General features: G+C 62.6%; 35 protein-coding genes and 1 other RNA gene. 3 read left to right on the top strand and 33 right to left on the bottom strand.

Features of this window, described 5'->3' with window-relative positions:
• Positions 1-9: 9 nt before the first annotated feature.
• The 28 genes from rpsM to rpsJ all read right to left on the bottom strand — a co-directional run bounded on the left by rpsM (position 10) and on the right by rpsJ (position 13,820).
• A complete protein-coding gene (gene rpsM, locus H6B31_RS07870) occupies positions 10-378 on the bottom strand; it encodes a 30S ribosomal protein S13 (RefSeq protein WP_087290922.1) in 369 nt (122 codons plus the stop codon).
• 17 nt (positions 379-395) lie between these two features.
• Positions 396-509, bottom strand: a complete 114-nt coding sequence (rpmJ, locus tag H6B31_RS07865) for a 50S ribosomal protein L36 (RefSeq protein ID WP_008982609.1) — start codon at positions 507-509, stop codon at positions 396-398.
• Positions 510-754: 245 nt separating this feature from the next.
• On the bottom strand, positions 755-973 hold the full coding sequence (gene infA, locus H6B31_RS07860; protein ID WP_020989775.1) for a translation initiation factor IF-1: 219 nt from the start codon (positions 971-973) through the stop codon (positions 755-757).
• On the bottom strand, positions 960-1,259 hold the full coding sequence (locus H6B31_RS07855; protein WP_204898020.1) for a KOW domain-containing RNA-binding protein: 300 nt from the start codon (positions 1,257-1,259) through the stop codon (positions 960-962). Before H6B31_RS07855 ends, infA begins: the two co-directional genes overlap by 14 nt.
• Positions 1,252-2,016 carry a type I methionyl aminopeptidase gene (gene map, locus H6B31_RS07850; protein WP_204898048.1) on the bottom strand — a complete coding sequence of 255 codons (765 nt, stop codon included), beginning with the start codon at positions 2,014-2,016 and terminating at the stop codon, positions 1,252-1,254. The genes H6B31_RS07855 and map overlap by 8 nt, the downstream gene beginning before the upstream one ends.
• A gap of 11 nt (positions 2,017-2,027) precedes the next feature.
• Positions 2,028-2,660 (bottom strand): adenylate kinase, encoded by a 633-nt coding sequence (locus H6B31_RS07845; protein WP_191342483.1) that lies wholly within the window; start codon positions 2,658-2,660, stop codon positions 2,028-2,030.
• 22 nt (positions 2,661-2,682) lie between these two features.
• Positions 2,683-4,047: a preprotein translocase subunit SecY gene (secY, locus tag H6B31_RS07840; RefSeq protein ID WP_204898019.1), complete on the bottom strand. Its 1,365-nt coding sequence runs from the start codon at positions 4,045-4,047 to the stop codon at positions 2,683-2,685.
• Between the two features lies 1 nt (position 4,048).
• Complete coding sequence (gene rplO, locus H6B31_RS07835; protein WP_087290916.1) at positions 4,049-4,492, bottom strand: 50S ribosomal protein L15; 444 nt, start codon at positions 4,490-4,492, stop codon at positions 4,049-4,051.
• A gap of 16 nt (positions 4,493-4,508) precedes the next feature.
• Entirely contained in the window at positions 4,509-4,691 is a 183-nt protein-coding gene (rpmD, locus tag H6B31_RS07830; RefSeq protein WP_087290914.1) for a 50S ribosomal protein L30, read from the bottom strand.
• Positions 4,692-4,705: 14 nt separating this feature from the next.
• A complete protein-coding gene (rpsE, locus tag H6B31_RS07825) occupies positions 4,706-5,206 on the bottom strand; it encodes a 30S ribosomal protein S5 (RefSeq protein ID WP_204898018.1) in 501 nt (166 codons plus the stop codon).
• Between the two features lie 17 nt (positions 5,207-5,223).
• Positions 5,224-5,583, bottom strand: coding sequence for a 50S ribosomal protein L18 (rplR, locus tag H6B31_RS07820; RefSeq protein ID WP_087290910.1), 360 nt, complete (start codon positions 5,581-5,583; stop codon positions 5,224-5,226).
• A 17-nt stretch (positions 5,584-5,600) separates the two neighbouring features.
• Positions 5,601-6,146 carry a 50S ribosomal protein L6 gene (gene rplF, locus H6B31_RS07815; RefSeq protein WP_087290908.1) on the bottom strand — a complete coding sequence of 182 codons (546 nt, stop codon included), beginning with the start codon at positions 6,144-6,146 and terminating at the stop codon, positions 5,601-5,603.
• A 14-nt stretch (positions 6,147-6,160) separates the two neighbouring features.
• Entirely contained in the window at positions 6,161-6,559 is a 399-nt protein-coding gene (gene rpsH, locus H6B31_RS07810) for a 30S ribosomal protein S8 (RefSeq protein ID WP_087290906.1), read from the bottom strand.
• A 430-nt stretch (positions 6,560-6,989) separates the two neighbouring features.
• Complete coding sequence (locus tag H6B31_RS07805; RefSeq protein WP_087290903.1) at positions 6,990-7,175, bottom strand: type Z 30S ribosomal protein S14; 186 nt, start codon at positions 7,173-7,175, stop codon at positions 6,990-6,992.
• Positions 7,176-7,190: 15 nt separating this feature from the next.
• Positions 7,191-7,742 (bottom strand): 50S ribosomal protein L5, encoded by a 552-nt coding sequence (gene rplE, locus H6B31_RS07800; protein WP_087290901.1) that lies wholly within the window; start codon positions 7,740-7,742, stop codon positions 7,191-7,193.
• 20 nt (positions 7,743-7,762) lie between these two features.
• Complete coding sequence (gene rplX, locus H6B31_RS07795) at positions 7,763-8,077, bottom strand: 50S ribosomal protein L24 (protein WP_087290899.1); 315 nt, start codon at positions 8,075-8,077, stop codon at positions 7,763-7,765.
• 16 nt (positions 8,078-8,093) lie between these two features.
• On the bottom strand, positions 8,094-8,462 hold the full coding sequence (rplN, locus tag H6B31_RS07790) for a 50S ribosomal protein L14 (protein ID WP_087290897.1): 369 nt from the start codon (positions 8,460-8,462) through the stop codon (positions 8,094-8,096).
• Between the two features lie 12 nt (positions 8,463-8,474).
• Positions 8,475-8,735: a 30S ribosomal protein S17 gene (gene rpsQ / locus H6B31_RS07785; RefSeq protein WP_087290895.1), complete on the bottom strand. Its 261-nt coding sequence runs from the start codon at positions 8,733-8,735 to the stop codon at positions 8,475-8,477.
• Between the two features lie 16 nt (positions 8,736-8,751).
• Entirely contained in the window at positions 8,752-8,949 is a 198-nt protein-coding gene (rpmC, locus tag H6B31_RS07780) for a 50S ribosomal protein L29 (protein WP_087290893.1), read from the bottom strand.
• A complete protein-coding gene (gene rplP, locus H6B31_RS07775) occupies positions 8,949-9,380 on the bottom strand; it encodes a 50S ribosomal protein L16 (RefSeq protein WP_087290891.1) in 432 nt (143 codons plus the stop codon). Before rplP ends, rpmC begins: the two co-directional genes overlap by 1 nt.
• Positions 9,380-10,210 (bottom strand): 30S ribosomal protein S3, encoded by an 831-nt coding sequence (gene rpsC, locus H6B31_RS07770; RefSeq protein WP_087290889.1) that lies wholly within the window; start codon positions 10,208-10,210, stop codon positions 9,380-9,382. Before rpsC ends, rplP begins: the two co-directional genes overlap by 1 nt.
• A gap of 15 nt (positions 10,211-10,225) precedes the next feature.
• Positions 10,226-10,558, bottom strand: a complete 333-nt coding sequence (rplV, locus tag H6B31_RS07765) for a 50S ribosomal protein L22 (protein WP_087290887.1) — start codon at positions 10,556-10,558, stop codon at positions 10,226-10,228.
• A 15-nt stretch (positions 10,559-10,573) separates the two neighbouring features.
• A complete protein-coding gene (gene rpsS / locus H6B31_RS07760) occupies positions 10,574-10,846 on the bottom strand; it encodes a 30S ribosomal protein S19 (RefSeq protein ID WP_087290885.1) in 273 nt (90 codons plus the stop codon).
• 14 nt (positions 10,847-10,860) lie between these two features.
• Positions 10,861-11,694: a 50S ribosomal protein L2 gene (gene rplB / locus H6B31_RS07755; protein ID WP_087290883.1), complete on the bottom strand. Its 834-nt coding sequence runs from the start codon at positions 11,692-11,694 to the stop codon at positions 10,861-10,863.
• 15 nt (positions 11,695-11,709) lie between these two features.
• Complete coding sequence (rplW, locus tag H6B31_RS07750; protein WP_087290881.1) at positions 11,710-12,003, bottom strand: 50S ribosomal protein L23; 294 nt, start codon at positions 12,001-12,003, stop codon at positions 11,710-11,712.
• On the bottom strand, positions 12,003-12,623 hold the full coding sequence (gene rplD, locus H6B31_RS07745; protein WP_087290879.1) for a 50S ribosomal protein L4: 621 nt from the start codon (positions 12,621-12,623) through the stop codon (positions 12,003-12,005). Before rplD ends, rplW begins: the two co-directional genes overlap by 1 nt.
• Positions 12,624-12,642: 19 nt before the next feature.
• A complete protein-coding gene (gene rplC / locus H6B31_RS07740) occupies positions 12,643-13,368 on the bottom strand; it encodes a 50S ribosomal protein L3 (RefSeq protein WP_087290877.1) in 726 nt (241 codons plus the stop codon).
• Between the two features lie 137 nt (positions 13,369-13,505).
• Positions 13,506-13,820 carry a 30S ribosomal protein S10 gene (rpsJ, locus tag H6B31_RS07735; protein ID WP_087290875.1) on the bottom strand — a complete coding sequence of 105 codons (315 nt, stop codon included), beginning with the start codon at positions 13,818-13,820 and terminating at the stop codon, positions 13,506-13,508.
• 510 nt (positions 13,821-14,330) lie between these two features.
• On the opposite strand from rpsJ, the gene H6B31_RS07730 reads away from it, so the two are divergent.
• Entirely contained in the window at positions 14,331-15,617 is a 1,287-nt protein-coding gene (locus H6B31_RS07730) for a peptidylprolyl isomerase (RefSeq protein ID WP_204898017.1), read from the top strand.
• Between the two features lie 127 nt (positions 15,618-15,744).
• On the opposite strand, the gene gdhA is transcribed toward H6B31_RS07730, so the two are convergent.
• The 5 genes from gdhA to H6B31_RS07705 form a co-directional block, all read right to left on the bottom strand.
• Positions 15,745-17,097, bottom strand: coding sequence for an NADP-specific glutamate dehydrogenase (gdhA, locus tag H6B31_RS07725; protein ID WP_191436369.1), 1,353 nt, complete (start codon positions 17,095-17,097; stop codon positions 15,745-15,747).
• A 315-nt stretch (positions 17,098-17,412) separates the two neighbouring features.
• Positions 17,413-18,273: a GNAT family N-acetyltransferase gene (locus H6B31_RS07720; protein WP_204898016.1), complete on the bottom strand. Its 861-nt coding sequence runs from the start codon at positions 18,271-18,273 to the stop codon at positions 17,413-17,415.
• A gap of 86 nt (positions 18,274-18,359) precedes the next feature.
• A complete protein-coding gene (locus H6B31_RS07715; RefSeq protein ID WP_204898015.1) occupies positions 18,360-18,566 on the bottom strand; it encodes a PspC domain-containing protein in 207 nt (68 codons plus the stop codon).
• A gap of 129 nt (positions 18,567-18,695) precedes the next feature.
• A complete protein-coding gene (locus H6B31_RS07710; RefSeq protein WP_204898014.1) occupies positions 18,696-19,253 on the bottom strand; it encodes a hypothetical protein in 558 nt (185 codons plus the stop codon).
• A 26-nt stretch (positions 19,254-19,279) separates the two neighbouring features.
• Positions 19,280-20,461, bottom strand: coding sequence for a DEAD/DEAH box helicase (locus H6B31_RS07705; protein ID WP_204898013.1), 1,182 nt, complete (start codon positions 20,459-20,461; stop codon positions 19,280-19,282).
• Between the two features lie 275 nt (positions 20,462-20,736).
• Between H6B31_RS07705 and ffs the strand changes: the two genes are divergently transcribed.
• Positions 20,737-21,001: signal recognition particle sRNA large type (gene ffs / locus H6B31_RS07700), an RNA gene on the top strand.
• Between the two features lie 1,159 nt (positions 21,002-22,160).
• On the top strand, positions 22,161-23,505 hold a 1,345-nt coding region (dnaX, locus tag H6B31_RS07695; protein WP_204898012.1), incomplete at its 3' end, for a DNA polymerase III subunit gamma/tau.

The raw sequence follows: 23,505 nt of genomic DNA, 5'->3' as shown, positions 1-23,505 counted from the left end.
TATCCCTCCTTACTTCTTCTTGTTGGCGACGGTACGCTTGGGACCCTTGCGGGTACGGGCGTTGGTCTTGGTCCGCTGGCCGCGCACGGGCAGCCCCTTGCGGTGGCGGACGCCGCGGTAGCAGCCGATCTCGGTCAGGCGCTTGATGTCCATCGCCACATTGCGGCGCAGGTCGCCCTCCACGGTGTACTCGTGGCCAATGATCTCACGCAGCTTGGTCTCGTCCTCCTCGGACAGGTCCTTCACGCGGGTGTCAGGGTTGATTCCGGCCTGGGCCAGGATCTTGTTGGCGCTGGTGCGCCCAATGCCGTAGATATAAGTGAGGCCGATCTCAATTCGCTTCTCTCTCGGCAGGTCAATACCGGCAATACGAGCCATTCTTACAGCACCTCCAATTAACCTTGTCTCTGCTTATGCTTGGGGTTTTCGCAAATAACCATGACTTTGCCCTTGCGCTTGATGACTTTGCACTTCTCGCACATGGGCTTCACGGACGGTCTGACTTTCATAGTTAAAACCTCCTGATGAATGCCTTAATGGCCCCTCCTCGTCGAAACAAGCTCCGTATCCTTCGCCCCCGCGCAAGCGCGAGGGCTCACTCACTCCGCTGTTTCTCCTCTCCAAATGCGACCCACTTCGTTGGGCTCGCATTTGGGGCGGCCTGCGGCCGCTGTCCCCGCGGGGGGACGGGAGTCTTGACGGACCCCGGAAGGCAAGGCTTCCAGGGAAAGCCGGACGATTTGGTCGTTAATAGTTACTTAGAACGCCAGGTAATACGGCCTCGGGTGAGGTCGTAGGGTGACATCTGAACGGTCACCTTGTCGCCGGGCAGGATGCGGATAAAGTTCATCCGCAGCTTCCCGGAAATATGGGCCAGGATAATGTGGCCATTGCCAATGTCCACGTGGAACGTGGTATTGGGAAGGGACTCGGTGACGACTCCCTCCAGTTCGATCATATCATCTTTCGCCAAGCGTGATTCCCTCCTTGAAGGCGGCCAGCGCCCTTCTCAGTTCCCGGTCCGACACCGGTTCTCCTTGTTTCAGCTTCTGGATGGCGGGGTGGTCAAAGGGGCGGTCCGGCGGGGTGAGGGCCTCCACATGCCGCAGCTTTTTCGCCTTGGGATGGGCCGCTCTCCGTCGCTTTCCGTCGGCCAGCAGCAGCCGGCCGGTCTCCTCTTCCACACCCATGACGCAGAAGATGCCTTCCTTGTCCCGTCCGGCAGTTGCCCGGACGATCTGCCCTTTGTGATCAGACATAGGCTCCATCCTCGGTGACGGTGAGGATCTCGGGGCCGTCCTCAGTGATGAGGATGGTATTTTCATAGTGGGCGGTGAGGGAGCCGTCCAGGGACACGGTGGTCCACTTGTCGGCCAGTACCTTCACCTGCCAGTCGCCGGCGCACACCATGGGCTCCACGGCGATGGTCATGCCCGGCTGGAGCCGGGGACCGTGGCCGGCGGGCCCGAAGTTGCGCACCTCGGGGGCCTCGTGGAGATTGCGGCCCACGCCGTGGCCCACAAAATCCCGGACCACAGAGAAGCCGTTGGCCTCCACATACTCCTGGACCGCATGGCCGATGTCTGAGACACGGCAGCCGCTGCGGGCCATTTTGATGCCCTCCCAGAAGCTCTGCTGCGTGACCTGGATGAGCTTCTTGGCCTCATCGCTGATCTCACCGCAGGCGTAGGTGGCGGCGCAGTCCCCGTGGAAACCGTCAATATAGGCCCCCACGTCCACGCTGACGATATCGCCCTCTTTCAGCTTCCGGGGGCCCGGGATGCCGTGGATCACCACCTCGTTCACCGAGATGCAGGCAGATCCAGGGAATCCGGCGTAGCCCAGGAAGGAGGGCTTTCCGCCGTGGCTCTCGATAAAGCGCCGGACGGCGGTGTCGATCTCATGGGTGGTGACCCCAGGGGCCACCATAGATCCGGCCAGGGCGCGGGCCTGGGCGGTGAGCCGCCCGGCCTTGCGCATGGCCTCAATCTCCCGGGGAGATTTCATGGAAATCATTTCGATGCCCTTCAAGACTCCAACGCCTCCAGAATCACGGCCGTGGTGGCCTCAATGGTGGGCTGGTTGTCCACCGAGCGCAGGGTTCCCTTGCTCTGGTAGTAGTCCTTCAGGGGCTCGGTCTGCTCGTGGTAGACGCGCAGACGCTCCCGCACGGTCTCGGGCTTGTCGTCGGCCCGCTGGACCACCGGGGCCCCGCAGGCGTCGCACACGCCCTCCACCTTGGTGGGACGGGCTTTCAAATGGTAAGAGGCGCCGCACTTGCTGCACACACGGCGGCCGCCCATGCGGTCCTCGATCTCCTGATCGCTGATCTCAATGGAGATCACCCGGTCGAAGGAGACCCCCGCCTGGGAGAGGGCCTCGGCCTGGCCGATGGTGCGGGGCACCCCGTCCAGGATGAAACCGCTCTGGCAGTCCGGCTGCCCGATGCGCTCTTTCACCACGCGGATGATCACATCATCGGGGACCAGCTTGCCCGCGTCCATATAGCTCTTGGCCTCCAGACCCACAGGAGTTCCCTCCTGGATGGCGGCACGGAGCATGTTGCCGGTGGAGATGGTGGGGATTCCCAGCTTCGCGCTGAGGATCTCCGCTTGGGTGCCTTTTCCCGCGCCGGGGGCGCCCAGCAGGATCAACTTCATACCCATAACGCCTCTCTTCCCATTACTCCAGGAAGCCCTTGTAGTGCCGCATGAGCATCTGGGCCTCCATCTGCTTGGTGGTCTCCAGGGCGACGCCCACCACGATGATCACGGAGGTGCCGCCGATGGCCAGGGAGCTGTACCCGAACAGGTTGCCGGTGATGATGGGCGCGATGGCCACGATGGACAGGTAGAGGGCTCCGAACATGGTAATCTTGTTGAGGACCTTCAGAATGAAGTCGGCGGTGGGCTTGCCCGGACGGAAGCCGGGAATGAAGCCGCCGTTCTTCTTCAGGTTGTTGGCCACCTCCACGGGGTTGAACTGCATGGTGGCGTAGAAATAGCTGAAGCCCACGATGAGCAGGAAATACAGCACGCTGTAGAAGGGGTTCGCCGTATCGAACAGCATCATCAAGGTGCCGCCGAAGCCGCCGCTCTCCGTGGTCCACCCGGCGAAAGCGCCGATGGTGGCGGGGATCATGGCGATGGACTGGGCGAAGATGATGGGCATGACGCCGCCCATATTCACCTTGATGGGAATGTGGGTGGACTGGCCGCCGTACATCTTCCGTCCCACCACCCGCTTGGCGTACTGAACCGGCAGGCGGCGCTCGGAGTTGGAGATGAATACGATCAGGACCACCAGAGCCAGCATGCCCACGACGATGACCGCGATCATCCAGGGGGCCAGGATGCTGTTCTCATAGGCCGCCCGCTCCACCTCGGTCATGGCCGCCAGCTGCTCCTCGGTACGGGGATTCAGGTAGGCCTGAATGCCGCTGATCATATCCCGGAGCATGTGGGGGAAGCGGGAGACGATACCGGCGAACAGCAGCACAGAGATGCCGTTGCCGATGCCGAACTCGGTGATCTGCTCGCCCAGCCACATGAGGAAGGCGGAGCCGGCAGTGAAGGACAGGATGATGACGATAGCCACCCACACAGCGGGCAGGCCCTCGGTCTCCACCAGATCGTAGCTGTTGATCAGGCTGTAGTAGCCAAAGCCCTGGATCAGGCCGATGGCCACGGTGGTGTACCGGGTGATGGAGGCGATCTTCTTCCGGCCCTCCTCGCCGCCCTCCTTGGCCAGCCGCTCCAGAGCGGGGATGGCCACGGTGAGCAGCTGGATGATGATGGAGCTGTTGATATAGGGCTGAATGCTCAGAGCGAACAGGGTCGCCATGGAGAAGGCGGAGCCGCTCATGGCGTTCATCAGACCCAGAATGGTGCCGCTCTGGGCGCTCAGATAGGTCTCCAGACCAGAGGTGTTGATATAAGGCACCGGAATGGCGGCGCCCAGGCGGAAGATGAGCAGCGCGAAGATGGTAAACAGGATCTTACGGCGCAGCTCCGGGATCTGCCAGGCGTCCCGGACGGTCTTGATCATATCAGACCACCTCCACCTTACCACCCGCAGCTTCGATTTTTTCCTTGGCGGAGGCGGAGAAGGCGGAAGCCTGGACGGTCAGCTTCTTGCTGATGGAGCCGTTGCCCAGGATCTTGACGCCGTACTGGCACTTGGACAGGATGCCCTTCTCCAGCAGAGCCTGAACGGTGACAGTCTCACCGTCGGCAAACTTGGCGTCCAAGGTGGAGACGTTCACCGCCTCCAGGGGCTTGGCAAAAATGTTGTGGAAACCGCGCTTGGGCAGGCGGCGGGCCAGAGGCATCTGGCCGCCCTCGAAGCCCACGCGGACACCGCCGCCGGAGCGGGCCCACTGGCCCTTCTGGCCGCGGCCGGCGGTCTTACCGTTGCCGGAGCCGTTGCCGCGGCCCTTGCGGTAGGCCTTGGTGTTGGAACCGGCGGCGGGGGAGAGTTCATGCAGATTCATTGTCTCGCGCCTCCTCTTAGTTTTCCTCGGATACCTGGAGCAGGTAGCCGATCTGGGCGACCTTGCCCCGGGTGGCCGCGTTGTCGGGCTGCACGGTGGTGTCGCCGATCTTGTGAAGGCCCAGGGCCTCGGCGGTCGCCTTGTGCTTGGCGATGCGGCCGTTCAGGCTCTTGACCAGCTTGATGTTCAGATTAGCCATTGTGAGTGCCCTCCTTACTCCAAGATCTCTTCCACGCTCTTGCCGCGGATGCGGGCGACCTCCTCAGGGCTTCTCAGGGACTTCAGGCCCTCAAAAGCGGCGGAGACCACGTTCTGCGGATTGTTGGAGCGCAGGCACTTGGTGTAGATGTCCTTGATTCCCACGGCCTCCAGCACGGCGCGGACGGCGCCGCCGGCGATGACGCCGGTACCGGGAGCGGCGGGCTTCATCAGCACGCGGCCGGCGCCGAAGGCGCCGATGACCTCGTGGGGAATGGTGGTGCCGGACAGGGACACGGTGATCATGTTCTTCTTGGCGTCCTCGATGCCCTTGCGGATGGCCTCGGGCACCTCGGCGGCCTTGCCGGTGCCGAAGCCCACGCGGCCCTTCTCATCGCCCACCACCATCAGAGCGGCGAACTTCATGACGCGGCCGCCCTTGACGGTCTTGGACACGCGGTTCAGAGAGACGAGCTTCTCCACGTACTCGCTGGGTTGTTTCTCAAATCTAGGCATTGTCGTTTCCTCCTCCCTTAGAACTGCAGGCCGCCCTCACGGGCGCCCTCGGCCAGAGCCTTGACACGGCCATGGTACACATAGCCGCCGCGGTCGAAGACCACGGTCTCAATGCCCTTCGCCTTGGCACGCTCGGCCACGGTGACGCCCACCTGCTTGGCGGCGTCGGTCTTGGTGCCTTCGCAGGAGAAGTCCTTCTCCAGGGTGGAAGCGGAGACCAGGGTCTTGCCGCTCACATCGTCGATGATCTGGGCGTAGATGTTGGTCTCGCTGCGGAACACGTTCAGGCGGGGACGCTCGGGCGTGCCGGAGATTTTCGCACGCACGCGCTTGTGGCGCTTAATGCGCTGAGAACGGGTATCGGGTCTGTTGATCATGTTGGCACACCTCCTTCTTACTTCTTGGCGCCGGTCTTACCAGCCTTGCGGCGGATGACCTCGTCGGTATACTTGATGCCCTTGCCCTTATAAGGCTCAGGCGGACGCTTCTCTCTCACTTCGGCGGCAAACTGGCCCACCTGCTGCTTGTCGCAGCCGTGAATGACGATCTTGTTGGGGCCGGGAACCTCGATGGTGATGCCGGGGATCTCCTCCATGGTGACCTGATGGGAGAAGCCCAGGTTCATAACCAGCTTGTTGCCCTCCTTGGCCACACGGTAGCCGACGCCGTTCACGTCCAGCTCCTTCTTGTAGCCCTCGGTGACGCCCACCACCATGTTGTGGATCAGGGTCCGGGTCAGGCCGTGCAGAGCGCGGTTCTCCTTGGCGTCGTTGGGACGGGTGACGTGGATGACCTCACCCTCCTGCTCGATCTTCATGTTGGGGTGGAACTGACGGGTCAGGGTGCCCTTGGGGCCCTTCACAGTGACCACATTCTCCGCCTCGATCTTAACCTCCACGCCGGCGGGGACGGCGATAGGAGCTCTACCAATTCTAGACATTCCTATAACCCTCCTTACCAGACAAATGCCAGGACTTCGCCGCCGACATGGGCCTGACGGGCCTTCTTGTCGGTCATGACGCCCTTGGACGTGGATACGATGGCGATGCCCAGCCCGCGTAAAACCTTGGGCAGCTCGTCCGCGCCGGCATACACGCGCAGGCCAGGCTTGGACACGCGGCGCAGACCGGAGATGACCTTCTCCTTGCCGGCACCATACTTCAGGGTGATGCGGATAACGCCCTGAGTCCCGTCGTCGATCAGCTGGAAGTTCTTGATATAGCCTTCATCCAGCAGGATCTGCGCGATGGACTTCTTCATGTTGGACGCGGGGACGTCCACGGTGTCATGCTTGGCGTTGTTCGCGTTGCGGATGCGGGTGAGCATATCCGCAATGGGATCCGTGATATGCATGAGTCTTTACCTCCTATTCGATTACCGGCCGTTGGGTAAGCCGGTACAAGCGGCAAGGTATCGCAGGGCAGGTAGACCCTTCGACCTATTGACCGCCTTCGTGCCTTTGGCACTATTTATCAAAACCGCCGTCCCGAGGCGGGTTTGACCAAAAGGAATGAAACAGCGCAAATCCCCGGCAGTCGCCCGGAGCCCTTCCGCGGCCCCTGCGATCCCGGGTTTCGCCTCGCCCACGGCGCCGGGTGTGTCCCTAAAAAAGACCTCTCGGCGCGCAAGCACCTGATTATACCTCATTTATGTCCGGATTGCAAGACTTTTTAGCCTCGCACGCCCGGACGCGTGGTTCACTTTTGTCCAGAAGGAACCGGTTGTGCAGACACAGCCGGTTCCTTCCAAGACGTTATTGACCTGGCGGTCTGAGTATTCAGAATTACCAGGAAGCTTTCTTCACACCGGGGATCTGGCCCTTATAGGCCAGCTCCCGGAAGCAGATACGGCAGATGCCGTAGTCCCGCAGGTAAGCGTGGGGACGGCCGCACAGCTTGCAGCGGTTGTAGCGGCGGGAGGAGAACTTGGGCTCCTTCTGCTGCTTGAGAATCATAGACTTCTTAGCCATTGTTCATCCTCCTCCTTAGCGGGTGGCGAAGGGCGCGCCCACGAGCTTGAGCAGCTCACGGGCCTCTTCGTCAGTCTGGGCGGTGGTGCAGACCACGATGTCCATGCCGCGGATCTTGTCGATCTTGTCGTACTCGATCTCGGGGAAGATCAGCTGCTCCTTGACGCCCAGGGCGTAGTTGCCGCGGCCGTCGAAGGAGTCGGCGGAGATGCCCCGGAAGTCACGGACACGGGGCAGAGCCACGTTGAACAGACGGTCCAGGAACTCCCACATCTTGTTGCCGCGCAGGGTGACCTTGGCTCCGATGGGCATGCCCTCACGGAGCTTGAAGTTAGCCACGGACTTCTTGGCCTTGGTGATGACGGCCTTCTGGCCGGTGATGGTGGTCAGGTCGTTCACCACGGCGTCCAGCACCTTGGCGTTCTCCCGGGCCTCGCTGCAGCCCACGTTGACCACGATCTTCTCCAGACGGGGGATCTGCATGGTGGACTTATAGCCGAACTTCTGCATCAGAGCAGGAGCGACCTCGTCCTGATACAGCTTCTTCAGGTTGGGCGTATTAGCCATTTCGATTCACTCCTCCTCTCTCAGATCTCGGCGCCGCACTTCTTGCAGATGCGGACCTTCTTGTCGCCCTCGACCTTGTGGCCGATGCGGGTGGGCTTGTTGCACTTGGGGCAGACCTTCTGCACCTTGCAGGCGTAGAGGGGGGCCTCCTTCTTCAGGATGCCGCCCTGGTCGCCCTGCTTGCGGGGCTTGGTGTGGCGGGAGACCACGTTGATGTTCTCCACGACCACCTTGCCGCTCTTGGGCTGGACCTCCAGGACCTTGCCCTGCTTGCCCTTGTCCTTGCCGGACAGCACGACCACCAGGTCGTCCTTCTTGATGCTCATTTTCTTCATGCTTCGTTACCCTCCCTTACAGCACTTCGGGAGCCAGGGACAGGATCTTCATATAGTCCTTGTCGCGCAGCTCGCGGGCCACGGGGCCAAAGATACGGGTGCCGCGGGGGTTCTTGTCCTCACGGATGAGGACGGCGGCGTTGTCGTCGAAGCGGACGTAAGAGCCGTCGGCGCGGCGCACACCCCGGGAGGTGCGGACGATAACGGCCTTGACCACCTCGCCCTTCTTCACGGTTCCGCCGGGCTGGGCCTTCCGAACGGAGGCCACAATCACGTCTCCGATGTTGCCGAACTTGCGCTTGGAACCGCCCAGCACACGGATGGTCTTGATCTCCTTGGCGCCGGTGTTATCGGCGACCTTCAGATAGCTTTCTTCCTGAATCATGCCGGCACCTCCTTACTTCGCCTTCTCGATGATTTCGACCACGCGCCACCGCTTGTCCTTGGACAGGGGGCGGGTCTCCATCACGCGGACGCGGTCACCCACGCCGCACTGGTTGTTCTCGTCGTGAGCCTTCAGCTTATAGGTTCTCTTGACGATCTTCTTATACAGAGGGTGGGCCACACGGTCGGCGACGGCGACCACCACGGTCTTGTCCATCTTGTCCGAAACCACCAGGCCGACTCTGGTCTTACGGGAAGAAGTTCTGTTTTCCATCTTCTATCTCCTCCTCTTAGCGGCCGGCGAGCTGCTGCTCGCGGATGATGGTCTTGACCCGGGCGATGTCCTTCTTAACCTCCGCAATGCGGATGGGGTTGTCCAGCTGATTGGTGGCGTGCTGAAGGCGCAGGTTGAACAGGTCCTTCTTCAGGTCCATCAGCTTGGTCTCCAGCTCCGCGCCGGAGAGCTTGCGGATCTCATTGGCCTTCATTACGCTTCACCACCCTTCTCGGTCTCTTCACGCTTCACGATCTTGCACTTGACAGGCAGCTTGTGGCTGGCCAGGCGCAGAGCCTCGCGGGCGACCTCCTCGGAGACGCCGGCGATCTCGAACATCACGCGGCCGGGCTTGACCACGGCCACCCAGTACTCGGGAGAGCCCTTACCGGAACCCATGCGGGTCTCGGCCGGCTTCTCGGTGACGGGCTTATCGGGGAAGATCTTGATCCACACCTTACCGCCACGCTTGGTGTAACGGGTCATGGCGATACGGGCGGCCTCGATCTGGTTGCTGGTGATCCAGCTGGGCTCAGTGGCCACCAGGCCAAACTCACCGTAAGTGACGGTATTGCCGCGGGTGGCCTTGCCCTTCATGCGGCCGCGGTGGACGCGGCGGTATTTAACGCGCTTCGGCAGCAGCATTACTGAGCGCCTCCTTCCTTAGGAGTGTTGGCCTGACCGGCGGGGCGGGGGCCACGGTTGTTATCACGGTTAAAGTTGTTGCGGCGCTCCCCGTCCCGGCGGAAGCCGCCCCGGCGGTCGCCGTTGCGGCGGTCGCGGCGCTCACGGCGCTCCTGATAGGGCTTGCTGGTATCCAGGGTGCGGGGGGTGGTGCGCAGGGCCTGAGTCAGCACCTCGCCCTTGTAGATCCACACCTTCACGCCGATGCGGCCGTAGGTGGTGGCAGCCTCAGCGAAGCCGTAGTCGATGTCGGCGCGCAGAGTCTGCAGGGGGATGGTGCCGTCGTGGTAGTGCTCGGTGCGGGCAATCTCAGCGCCGCCCAGACGGCCGGAAACGCTGGTCTTGATGCCCAGGGCGCCGGCGCGCATGGCGCGGCCCATGGCGTTCTTCATGGCGCGGCGGAAGCCGATACGCTTCTCCAGCTGCTGGGCGATGTTCTCGGCCACCAGCTGAGCGTCCATGTCGGAGTTGCGCACTTCCACGATCTTCAGGTCCACGGGCTTGCCGATCATCTTGACCAGCTTGGCCTCCAGGGCCTTGATCTCCTCGCCGCCCTTGCCGATGACGACGCCGGGGCGGGCGCAGTGCAGGTAAATACGGACCTTGGCGTTGTCCCGCTCGATCTCGATCTTGGGGATGCCGGCGCCGTACAGAGTCTTCTTCAAGTAGTCACGGATCTTCTTGTCCTCCACCAGCAGGTCGCCGACCAGCTCGTTCTTCGCGTACCAGCGGGAGTCCCAATCCTTGATGACGCCCACGCGAAGGCCGTGGGGATTGACTTTCTGTCCCATATTGTTCCTCCTCCCTTAGCGCTCGCTCACGGCGATGGTGACGTGAGAGGTGCGCTTGTTGATGCGGTACGCCCGGCCCTGGGCCCGGGGCATGATGCGCTTGATGATGGGGCCGGGGTTGGCATAGCAGGCGGACACATACAGCTTCTCAGGGTCCATCTGGTGGTTGTTCTCCGCATTGGCCGCAGCGCTCTTCAGCAGCTTGAGCACAGGCTCAGAGGCGGCCTTGGGGGTGTTCAGCAAAATCGCGGTGGCGGTGGCCACGTCCTTGCCGCGGATCAGGTCCAGGACGATCTTCACCTTACGGGGAGAGATCCGCAGATATCTCAGGTTTGCAACAGCTTCCATTGCTCTCTCTCCTCCTTACTTACCGGTCTTGGAACCCGCGTGACCCTTGAAGGTGCGGGTGGGAACGAACTCGCCCAGCTTGTGGCCGACCATATCCTCGGTCACATAGACGGGCACGTGCTTGCGGCCGTCGTGGACGGCGAAGGTGTGACCCACGAAGGAGGGGAAGATGGTGGAGGCGCGGCTCCAGGTCTTCAGCACCTTCTTGTCGCCGGTCTGATTCATTTCATCGACCCGCTTCAGCAGCTCGGGGGCGCAAAAGGGGCCTTTCTTGATACTTCTGCTCATCTTTTACTCCCTCCTTACTTGGCGTTGCGGCGCTTCACGATGAACTTATCGGTGCGGTTCTTGGTCTTGCGGGTCTTGTAACCCAGAGCGGGCTTGCCCCAGGGAGTGACCGGGCCGGGACGGCCGACAGGGCTCTTGCCCTCGCCGCCGCCGTGGGGGTGGTCATTGGGGTTCATGACGGAGCCGCGGACGGTGGGCCGCCAGCCCATGTGGCGCTTGCGGCCGGCCTTACCGATCTGAATGTTGGCGTGGTCGGTGTTGCCCACCTGGCCGATGGTGGCCTTGCAGTTCTCGCGGATATAGCGCACCTCGCCGGAGGGGAGGCGGACCTGAGCCATGCCGTTCTCCTTGGCCATCAGCTGAGCGGCCACGCCGGCGGCGCGGACCAGCTGAGCGCCCTTGCCGGGGTAGAGCTCGATGTTGTGGATCATCTCGCCCACAGGGATGTTGGCGATGGGCAGGCAGTTGCCGGGCAGGATGTCGGCGTCGGCGCCGGTCATGATGATGTGGCCGGCCTTCAGGCCGTTGGGGGCCAGGATATAGCGGCGCTCGCCGTCCTCATACTCGATCAGAGCGATGTTGGCGGAGCGGTTGGGGTCGTACTGCAGGTTGACCACAGTGGCCTTGCCCTCTTTGTCCCGCTTGAAGTCGATGATGCGGTACTTCTGCTTGTTGCCGCCGCCGTGGTGGCGGACGGTGATGCGGCCGTAGCTGTTGCGGCCCGCGTGCTTCTTCAGCACCTCGGTGAGGGCGCGCTCGGGCTTGGCCTTCTTGTCGATGCCCTCGAAGGCGGACACAGTCATGTGGCGGCGGGAGGGCGTTGTGGGCTTATAAGTCTTGATAGCCATTTCTCAATCTCCTCCTTACACCATGCCTTCGAAGAACTCGATGGTCTTGGAATCGGCGGTCAGGGTGACCATGGCCTTCTTCCAGCTGGGCCGGCGGCCGGCGGGCCGGTAGCCCATGCGCTTCATTTTGCCCTGCATGTTCAGGGTGTTCACCTTGGCGACCTTCACGCCGAAGATCTCCTCGACCGCCTTGGCGATCTCGATCTTGTTGGCGGTCTTGGCCACCTCGAAGGTGTAGCGCTTCATCTCGGCGTCCGCCATGGACTGCTCGGTGATGATGGGGCGCTTGATGATATCATAAGCGGTCATTATGCGAACACCTCCTCAATGATAGCCAGGGCGGCCTTATCGACCACCAGGCGGTTGGCGTTGACGATGTCGTAAACGCTCAGGACCTTGGCGGTGGTGGTGATGACGCCGGGGATGTTCCGGGCGGACAGGACCACATTCTTCTCCACCTCAGGGGTGATGACCACGGACTTGCCGGCCTGGATGCTGTCCAGGAAGCCCTTCATGGCCTTGGTCTTCACCTCGTCCAGCTTCAGGCCGTCCACCACCAGGATGTCGCCGGAGGCGGCCTTGGCGGACAGGGCGGACTTCAGAGCCAGACGCTTCACCTTCTTGTTGAGGGTGTAGCGGTAGGTGCGGGGCTTGGGGGCAAACACGATGCCGCCGTGGGTCCACTGGGGAGCCCGGGTGGAACCCTGACGGGCGTGGCCGGTGCCCTTCTGGCGCCAGGGCTTCTTGCCGCCGCCGGAGACCTCGGCGCGGGTCAGAGCGCTCTGGGTGCCCTGACGGCAGTTGGCCAGGTGGTTCTTGACCACCTCGTGGACCACAGCCGTGTTGGGCTCGATGCCGAACACCGCATCGGAGAGCTCGATCTCGCCGACCTGCTGGCCGGCCATGTTAAACACATTTGCTTTAGCCATGATTTACACTCTCCTTTCCTTACTTGTTGCGGGCGGAAGCCTTCTGCGGGTTGCGGCCGGAAGCCTTCTGCGGGTTGACGCTGACGCCGGCGGCGCCCTTGGGCTCGAAGAACTTCTTCACGCTGTTGCGCAGGAACACCACGCCGCCCTTGGGGCCGGGGATGGCGCCGCGCACGGCGATGATGCCCAGCTCGGTGTCCACCTGGACCACGTCCAGGTTCATGACGGTGACCTGCTCGTTGCCCATCTGGCCGGCACCGATGGTGCCCTTGATGATCTTGGACATGTGGCTGGTGGCGCCCAGAGAGCCGATGTTGCGGTGCACAGGGCCGCCGCCGTGGGTGTTGCGCTTGACAGCGGCACCGTGGCGCTTAACAACGCCCTCGTAGCCGTGGCCCTTGCTGATGCCGGTCACGTCCACACGGTCGCCGGCGGCGAAGACCTCGGCGGTGAGCTCGTCGCCCACCTCGTACTTGGAGCAGTCGTCCAGACGGAACTCCTTCAGAACCTTCTTGAACTCGGTCATGCCGGCCTTCTTCTGGTGGCCGACCTCGGGCTTGGTGAGCTTGCGCTCAGCAACCGTCTCATAACCCAGCTGAATGGCCTCATAGCCATCCTTCTCGGCGGTCTTCTTCTGCACCACGGTGCAGGGCCCGGCCTGGATCACGGTCACAGGGACCACGCGGCCAGCCTCATCGAAGACCTGGGTCATGCCGATCTTTTTGCCGATGATCGCTTTCTCCATGTTGGATTTCCTCCTATAAAGGTTATTGGTCGGGAGAGTTGCCCAATGGGCTGGCATTGCTCTCGCGACTTGACCCGTCCATCTCTATGACGCGATGGACTGCGGGTACAACAAAGTTGTGCTTGAGACCGGCTGAATTACAGCTTGATCTCGATCTCCACGCCGGCGGGAAGCTCCAGGCTCATCAGGGCCTCCACGGTCTTGGGGGAGGGCTTGATGACGTCGATGAGCCGCTTGTGGGTGCGGCGCTCGAACTGCTCGCGGCTGTCCTTGTACTTGTGGACGGCGCGCAGGATGGTGACGACTTCCTTCTTGGTGGGCAGGGGAATGGGACCGGAGACGGAAGCGCCGGTGCGCTTGGCGGTCTCCACGATCTTCTCCGCGCTCTGGTCGATGAGCTGGTGGTCATAGGCCTTCAGGCGGATGCGGATCATTTCTTTCTGAGCTGCCATGGGTTGTTTCCTCCTTAATACATACGAAGTGAATTTCTTTGTCCTTCATGCTTCGTACGGTGAAGTTCCTGTCCACGTTCTCGTGCGTATCACTCCGTGACATGAAAGAAACCGGCGCAGCAAGCAGGCCGGTTCCACCCAACCACAGCGATATACGCCGTGCCCAGGTCCTTCAGCCGCCCGATTCTAGCTCGGACATACTCCGCGGAAGTTCCCTCATTGCTGAGCAATCTCCCGCATCATCGCATTGCCCCCTTACAGGGACTTTGGTATCATACATCAACACCCCCGTGTGTGTCAAGGACTTTTTCAAATTTTTTTAGCAAATTTCCCGCCGGATTCGCCCCGCCGTTCTGCGGAAAAAAACCGTCCCCGCCTGGGATGGGGGAGAGAGGGCGGCAAGCGGCCTCCTTTCCCCTTGCTCCCGCCGCTCCTTTGTGCTATGATACCCAAAAGCGGCCCCTGCTCCGGGCCCATTACCTTTTTAAATAGAAAGGAATCCGACTGCTTATGACCCATCTGAAACGGCTGGGAGCCCTCTCCCTGTCCCTTGCTCTGACCCTGACCGCCCTGAGCGGCTGCCAGAACGGCGCCTCCTCGTCCTCCCAGGAGGATGCGCCCATCGACCTGGCCTCTGTCACCGACCCCTACCTGACCACCGCCGGCCTGTCCGGCGACACGGTGGTGGCCCGCGCCGGGGGCGCGGACATCACCGCCGGAAGCCTGCTGTACTGGATGGCCTACCTGGTGGACAGCTCCATCCAGGACCCCTCCTCCATGGACACCGTCTGGGAGCTGGATATGGGCAACGGCCAGACCTTTGAACAGGGCATCCTGGACGCCTCCCTGAACAACGCCGCCCTGTACGCCCTGCTCCCCATCCAGGCTCAGGCGGAGGGGATCTCCGTCTCCCCGGATCTCTCCCAGCAGGTGAGCGACCTGATGGCCTCCATGGAGACTCAGGCCGGCAGCGCCGAGCTGCTGGACCACTCCCTGTGGTACAACGCCCTCACTCCGGAGCTGTACACCACCCTCTTTGAGGTGAACGACCTGAACAGCCAGCTTCAGGAGAAGCTGTACGGGGAGGGGAGCGCCGGCTACCCCACCGACGACCAGGTGCTCTCCTACGCCAAAGATCAGGGCTACTACCGGGCCAAGCACATCCTTCTGAAGACGGTGGACACCAACAGCCCCCTCACCGACGAGAACGGCAACCCCACCGGGGAGTATGAGCCTCTGGACGAGGCCACCGTGGCCGAGAAGAAGGCCCTGGCCGAGGACCTGCTGGCTCAGCTCCAGGCCGCCGGCGACAAGGAGGCCCTCTTTGACCAGCTGATGGCCCAGTACAGCGAGGACACCGCCTCGGACGGCTCGCTGAACGGGGCTGACGGCTACGTGGCCTCTCCCGGACAGATGGTGGCTCCCTTTGAGGAGGCCGCCCAGGCCCTGTCCGACGGCGAGGTCAGCGGCATCGTGGAGAGCGTCTACGGCTACCACATCATCCTCCGCCTCCCCCTGGACCCGGCAAACTTCCGCAGCGGGTACATCGCCCAGCAGATGACCGACCTGCGCCAGGGCTGGCTGGACGCCAACCCGGTGGAGACCACTGAGGCCTTTGCCCAGGTGGACCCCCCCGCCTTCTATGAGAAGCTCCTCTCCCTGCGCACCGCCATCGAGGAGGAGGCCGCCGCCCAGCAGGAGGCCGACAGCAGCGGCTCCGGCTCTTCCTCCTCCGGCAGCTCCGCTTCCTCCAGCTCCAGCGCTTCCAGTTCCGCCTCCTCCCAGGCTGCGTCCTGATTCCCCACGCATTTTGCGCCTCCGCTCCGGCGGAGGCGCTTTTTTGCCGGAAAACAAGAAAGCCCGGGGGCCCTCACTGAGAGGACCCCCGGGGAAAGGAATCGTGTTGAAATGGTTGTGTGCTGAATTAGAAGATGCCCTGAGCCATCATGGCGTCGGCGACCTTCTGGAAGCCCACGATGTTGGCGCCGGCGACCAGGTCATAGCCCAGACCATAGCGCTCAGCAACCTCAACGGAGGAGTGATAGATGTTCTTCATGATGCTCTGCAGCTTGGCGTCCACTTCCTCAGCAGTCCAGTACACGCGCTCGGCGTTCTGAGCCATCTCCAGCTCGGACACGGACACGCCGCCGGCGTTGACAGCCTTGGAGGGGGCGACGACCATGTGCTTCTGCTCCTTCAGGAACTCCAGAGCGTCGTTGGTGGTGGGCATGTTGGCGACCTCGATGTAGTACTTCACACCGGACTCGGCAATCTTCTTGGCCCACTCGATGTTGACGTCGTTCTGAGTGGCGGCGGGCATATAGATGTCCACGTCCTTCACGCCCCAGCACTTGGTGTTGGGTACGAACTCGCAGTCAAACTTGTCCGCATAGGGCTTGCAGTGCATGGGATCGTTGGCGCGCATCTCCAAGATGTAGTTCAGCTTCTCCTCGGTGCACACGCCGTCGGGATCGTGGATGTAGCCGTCGGGGCCGGCGAAGTAGGTGACCTTGGCGCCCAGCTGAGCGGCCTTCTTCATGATGCCCCAGCCCACGTTGCCGTAGCCGGACATAGCGATGCGCTTGCCCTCGATGGACTCGCCGTCATGGGCCAGAGCCTCGACCAGATAGTACACAGCGCCGTAGCCGGTGGCCTCGGGACGCAGGATGGAGCCGCCGGTGCAGACAGCCTTGCCGGACAGAGCGCCAAACTCAGCAGCGCCCACGATGCGGCGGTACTGACCATACATATAGCCGATCTCACGGCCGCCGCAGCCCAGGTCGCCGGCGGGGCAGTCGATGTCCTGGCCGATGTGACGATACAGCTCGGTGATGAAGGCCTGGCAGAAACGCATGACCTCGGCGTCGCTCTTGCCGCGAGGATCGAAGTCGGAGCCGCCCTTGGCGCCGCCGATGGGCAGACCAGTCATGGCGTCCTTAAAGACCTGCTCGAAGCCCAGGAACTTCACGATAGAGAGGTTGACGGAGGGGTCAAAGCGGATGCCTCCCTTGTAGGGGCCAAGAGCCGCGTTGTACTGAACGCGGTAGCCGCGGTTGACATGCCACACGTGATTGTCGTCCTCCCAGGTCACGCGGAACTCGATGACGCGCTCGGGCTCGACCATCCGCTCCAGCAGGGCGGCCTTCTCGTACTCGGGATGGGCGTCGATCACGGGCTCCAGGGAGCTGAGGACCTCCTCGACGGTCTGCAGGAACTCGGGCTCGTTGGCATTCTTCGCCTTGGTCTCGGCCAGAACTCTCTCGATGTACTTGTTCATGATGACATTCCTCCTATAATGTATTTTTTGTGGCGATTTTCCAAGATTTTGACAGAATCCTTTCATTCCGCTCTTTAAATCAAGTTTAAAGGACATCAAAAAGGGCTCTATCGCTCGTCCTTATGTGTAGTATAACATAAAATGCCAGGAAGTAAAGCAAATTTTTTGTGGGTGTCACCACAACAAAACGACTGTGGCAGCTCCCAGCCTTTCGTTCCTTTCCACAGAAATCCATGCGGATTTTTGACGAAACAAACAAAAAGCGGCTGGATTCCAAAACGGAAATCCAGCCATCCACAATCAGAATGCAGGAGTTCAGTCAAAGGCCAGCCCAAGGTAGGCGGTGCTGGACCAGTCCCAGGCGGCCTCCACCTCCGGGTCGAGCCACTTGAGCATGGCAAAGGGCTGGCTGCCTTCCGGCACACGGTACGTCATGCACCAGTGGGGCAGAAGGCTGGGCAGACACTCCAGCACCCAGTCCCTGTCCTCCGGGGCGCACAGGAGCTCCTTGACCAGCAGTTTGCCGTTTTCTATCCCCTCGGCGCACAGGACGGCCCGGCCGCGGGGGGCGGCCAGGGCATACAAGCCCCCGCCGGGGGTGAGGGCGCAGGCTCCCGCCTGATAGCCCATCATCTCCTCCGGGATGACAATGTGAGGCGTCTCCGCCAGCCAACTCTCCCGCAGGGCGGTATATTCCCCCGGTGAGAGCCGCTCCAGGGACTTCACCGCGCCTGGATTCCGGTCCGCTTTCTCCCAGTGAAAGAAGTTCTGCCCGTGAACAAAGCACTCCCGGAAGCCATTTCTCCCGAAAAACTGGTGCAGAGAGGGCTCCGCCGGCTTGGTGGTCACCGCCGGAATGCCCCAGGAGCGGAAAAAGCCGTCCGCATCGGAGAGCAGCCGCCCGGCCAGTCCCCGGCCCCGAGCCTCCGGGTGGGTGGCCACGGCGTACAGATAGGCCGCCCGGTACTTCCCCCGGCCGGGCACCGCGAAGGTGGTGTCGAACCAGGCGGTCATGGCCTGGACCACCCCGTCCTCCTCCAGCATAAGCATCCGCTCCGGCTTATAGTAGGTGTGATAGAAGTTGTCCACATAGGCCCCGTCGTCCCCAAAGGCCAGCTGCCACAGCTCTCGCTGGCGGGGAATATCCGCGGGGGTGGAGATCCGGGTCTGAAGCATGGTGCTCCTCCTTATAGACTGTTCTCAGAAAACCGCCGGAAAGAAGGCAGGGCGGGTCTCCGACCCGCCCGCAGCCCCTCATACATTTAATATCCGGGGTACACGTCGCTCTTCCGGGGCATGATGATGGCACACACCACATAGATCCAGAACAGCGCCGAGAAGCTGAACACCGTGGCGATCACCCAGGCCACCCGCACCAGAGTGGGGTCGATGTCGAAATACTCCGCGATGCCGCCGCACACGCCGGCCACCATCTTGTAAGGGCCCTCGGTCTTATACAGCTTTTTCATATCGAAAACACTCCATTCCAATAATTACGGGGCTCGCGCCCTTTTTCGTTGTCCTTATCATACTACGGCAGGATTGAAAACATCCTGGGAATCAGATTAAAGAACCATAAAAATTGGAAGGAAACCCATTCATAGTTCCCCCTGCCGGAGCATGTAGAGCTTCCGGGCCAGCAGCGCGGCGGAGATGGTAAAAAACACCTCCAGAGCGCTGGACACCATCCGCGGGATCAAAAACAGCACGGCGCTCCCCAGCACGATCAGGCCCCAGGCAATCAGCAGGCGGCCGTACCGCTCCGGCCGCTGCCGGCGCAGGATAAGCAGGACCGCCAGCAGGGCCAGCATCAGCAGGGCGCAGGCTCCGGCGGCCAGTCCCACATGGAGGGCGGCAAACCGTGGGAAGTAGTCAGGCAGATAGGGGATGGCCAGGGCATACCCCAGGGCCAGGCAGGCGGCCAGCACCAGCCATGACACCGCCAGCCGCGCCCACTGTCCAGGCAGCGAGAAGGCCAGACGGTTGACCACCACAAAGAAGTAGCTGCCCGCCAGCAGGCCCCAGTAGAGGAATCCCCGGTAGTGGTCCCACCCGGTGACGGCGATCACGGAAAAATTGCTGCCGAACCACTCTGTACCCCCGGCAAAGGAGATGGTGTACACCGGGATCAGGAAACAGGCGAAGAAGTTCAGCACAAAATGGCGTTTTCTTTTCCCCGGCTTCATCCCTTGGCCGGAGCCGGCTCCAGCTCCCCCTGGTCGTTGAGGACCATCTTCTGGATCTGGTTGCCGGTGTTCTTCTGAATGTCGTCCAGGCGGATGCCCTCGGTGATGTTGGACACCAGGGAGTAGGCCACCCCGTGGCGCTTGGCCCGGCCGGTGCGGCCGATGCGGTGGATGTAGTACTCATTCTCGTCGGGCACGTCGTAGTTGAACACCGCGTCCACGTCGTCGATGTCCAGCCCCCGGGCGGCCACGTCGGTGGCAGCCAGCACCCGCAGCTTGCCCTCCCGGAATTTCTGGAGGGTCTTCTCCCGCACCCGCTGCTGGATGTCCCCGTGGATGGCCTCGCAGGTGACCCCCCGCATCCGCAGCAGGCCGGAGAGCCGGTCGGTCATGTTCTTCGTGTTGCAGAAGGCGATGACCCGGTCAAAGCCCCCGATCTCCATGAGGCGGACCATGGCGTCCACCTTCTCGTTCCGCTCCACGTCCAGGCGGTACTGGCTGATGTCCGGCTTGTTCTGCTCGTCAGCCCGGACGGTGATCTCCACCGGGTCCCGCTGGTACACCCAGGAGATGTCCATCACTTCCCGGGAAATGGTGGCGGAAAAGAGGCCCAGGTTCCGCCGCTGGGGCATCAGGTCCAGGATGCGGGTCACGTCCCGGATGAAGCCCATGTCCAGCATCCGGTCGGCCTCGTCCAGCACCACCGTCTCCACCTGGTCCAGGCGGACGGTGCGGCGCTTCACATGGTCCATCAGGCGGCCGGGAGTGGCCACCACGATCTGGGGTCTCTTTTTTAATTGTGTGATCTGCTTGTCGATGGGCTGTCCGCCGTACAGGCACACGGTGCGCACTCCCTCTTTGAAGGCGCACAGGTCCCGCAGCTCGTCCCGGATCTGGATGGCCAGCTCCCGGGTGGGGGCCAGCACCAGGGCCAGCACGTCGCTGGACTCCGGGTCGATGTGCTCCACCATGGGGATGCCGAAAGCAAAGGTCTTGCCCGTCCCCGTGGGGGCCTTGGCGATGACATCCTTATACTCCATAAAATAGGGGATGGCGCCCCCCTGGACGGGGGTGGCCTGCTCATAGCCCTTCTTCTCCAGGGCCTTCATAATGGGCTCGGACAGCCCCAGGTCCGCATACCGGACGTTTTCACTGACAATTTCGCCGTTGATCTCCATAATTCAAACGTTCGCTCCTTCTGTCTCTTGTGGTATGTCTCCTGTGATCCAAGGCCCACCACTCGACACATCAGGCTGTGCAGGACGCCGTTTTCCCCGGCGCGGCCCCGAATCCCGCTGCGGGTTCTGGCCCGCGTAGCGCTCCTATTATATAAGGTTTCCCCATTCTTGTCCAGCCTTCCCCGGTTTTCGGCGAAAAAATCAGTTGCCAAGCGGGCAGAATTATAGTAAAATGATTCCCAGTCTGATTGTTCCGCCTTCGGCGGAGAGCAAGGCCGCACTAGTTGGGGAGATAGCGGTGCCCTGTACCTGCAACCCGCTACAGCAGGGATGAATCCCGGCCCCCGGACGTGTGATGTGTCGTCTGACCTGGATAAGCAGTGATGATAGGCCGGTCCCGCGCAACGCGGCTCCGTGAACCGTGTCAGGCGGGGAACCGAGCAGCACTAAGCGGCCCGCCGCGTGTGCCGCGGGGGTACTGTCCTTGAGCCGGCTGTCCCGGTAACGGACATACCGCGCGCTTCAAAGGCCGGTGTGCGGCCTTGCTCTCCACCGAAGGTTTTTCTTTATGTAAGTTTAGGCGCAGGGGGTCCGCCGCCTGCGGGCGGCAAGCAATGATTCCTCTTTTCGTAGGGCGCGAGAAGGTGAATTGCCCCGTAGGGGCAAGAGAAGCTGGCCTGGGCCACGACCCGGCGCGCCGCGTCCCGTGGATTGGTCGCGCCGGGGAATTTCGCCGCTGCGGCGGCGAGTGACTTTCTCAGCGATGAGAAAGTCACCAAAGAATCGCCGGGGGACGGCTCAGGATGGACACTCCGTGTCCATATTCGCCTTGCCCCCGGTCCCCCATTACGGGGGACGCATACCTGCAAGTCCAAGCAAAATTTCCGGCGCGCAAAATCTGAGTGACGCTCTAAATTCCCGCCGGGCCACTGGGCCCTGGGTTTGCAAAAATTAGGGCATGTGCGGTTCCCCCGCCGCGCCTGGGTTTTCCGAACCAACGCACCCGATTCAAAATACGGGATACCTCATCCGCCCCCTTCGGGGGCACCTTCCCCTAAAGGGGAAGGCAAGGGGAAATGGCCGTAGGCCAAAAGGGGTAGGGAGGCACGGCCGCAGGCCGTGCCGGATGAGGGGAACAGTCCTGATTATGAGGGCGGTCCGTTTCAACCGTAGGGGCGCACAGTGCGCGCCCGCGGGCCGGTCTGGGACCGGCCCCTAGCGATATTTCGGAACGCTCCCCCTTCTTCGTAGGGGCGGGTGTCCTCACCCGCCCGCCGTCCCTCTGCGCCGAACTTGAGCCCCACCCGCCCAAAAGGCGCGCTTTCCACCGATCGAGGCAATCCCCAAAGGCTGCCGACAACTCAGCGGCAGCGGTAATAGAAGAGAAACCATTCCGCTGAGCCACCCGCGCCTTTGCGATAACTGCCAAGCCCGCCTAATTGGCGGCTCCCGTAAAAATAGGGGACCGGGGGCCGACTCCCCCTGTCAGGGGGAGATGTCGCGAAGCGACAGAGGGGGTAGGGTGGCGGTCCTATGGGCACGAAGTGCCCGTCGGCCGCGTCCCCCGGCGATTCTTTGGTTTCTTTCCCATCGCTGGGAAAGAAACTCGCCCCGCAGGGCGAAACCCTGCAAAATAGGGCGGCGGCGAAATCCCCCTGCAAGTATCAAACATCGTTTGTTTTCTTTCGAGGTGACCCCCATGTACCAAGCCCTATACCGCAAATGGCGGCCCCGCACCTTTGACGACGTGGTGGGGCAGGACCACATCACCGAGACCCTCAAGCGCCAGGTGGCCTCCGGGCGGCTGTCCCACGCCTACCTCTTTACCGGCACCCGGGGCACCGGCAAGACCACCTGCGCCAAGATTCTGTCCCGGGCGGTGAACTGCCAGAACCCGGTGGACGGCAACCCCTGCAACCAGTGTCCCGCCTGTCTGGGCATTGAGAACGGGTCCATCCTGGACGTGCTGGAGCTGGACGCCGCCTCCAACAACGGCGTGGACCAGGTGCGCGCCCTCCGGGACGAGGCGGTGTACACCCCCGCCGCCGTGCGCAAGCGGGTGTACATCGTGGACGAGGTGCACATGCTGTCCACCCCCGCCTTCAACGCCCTGCTGAAAATCCTGGAGGAGCCCCCGGAGCACCTGATGTTCATTCTGGCCACCACGGAGCTCCACAAGGTGCCCGCCACCATCAAATCCCGGTGCCAGCAGTTCTCCTTCAAGCGCATCCTCCCGGGTCAGATCGCCCAGCGGCTGGGCTATGTGGCCGGGCAGGAGGGCATCGACCTGACGGGGGAGGGGGCCGCCCTCCTGGCCCGGCTGGCCGACGGCGGCATGCGGGACGCCCTGTCCCTGCTGGACCAATGCGCCGGGGCCGGACAGCGGGTGGACGAGCAGGAGATCCTGGACACCCTGGGGCTGGCGGGCAATCTGGAGACCGCCAAGCTCATGGGCCTCATCGCCGTCCGCGACACCGCCGGAGCCCTGGAAACCCTGGGGCGGCTGTACGGGAACGGCAAGGACGTGTCCTCGGTGCTGGAGGAGTTATCTTCCCTGGCCCGGGACCTGCTGCTGCGGAAGACCGCCCCCCAGGGCGGAACCGCCCTCCTCACCGGCGGCTACGATGGAAACACCATGCGCAGCCTGGGGGAGCAGTTCACCGCCCCCCGCCTGCTTCAGATCTTAAAGCTGCTCCAGTCCACCCTGCCCGAGCTGGCCCGGAGCAGCAGCCGCCGCACCGACGCGGAGCTGTGCCTCATCCGCCTGTGCGACGAGCGGCTGGACGACTCCGCCGCCGGGCTGGCCGCCCGGGTGGCCCGGCTGGAGGAGCTGCTGGCCGGAGGGATTCCGGCCTCTGTGGTGACCCCGGCCCCTCCGGCGGCCCCGGTTCCTCAACCGGCCGCGCCGGTCCAGTCCCCACCAGCTCCCACCCCTGCGGTCCCTGCCGCGCCGACCAGGCCGGCGGCCCCCAGCGCGGCGGACACGCCCCCCTGGGAGGAGGAGCGGCCGCCCCTGCCCCCCGAGCTGTCTCTTATACACATCT

Source organism: Pseudoflavonifractor capillosus (assembly GCF_016899775.1).
Lineage (GTDB): Bacteria > Bacillota > Clostridia > Oscillospirales > Oscillospiraceae > Lawsonibacter.
This window is presented reverse-complemented; position numbering and strand designations above follow the sequence as displayed.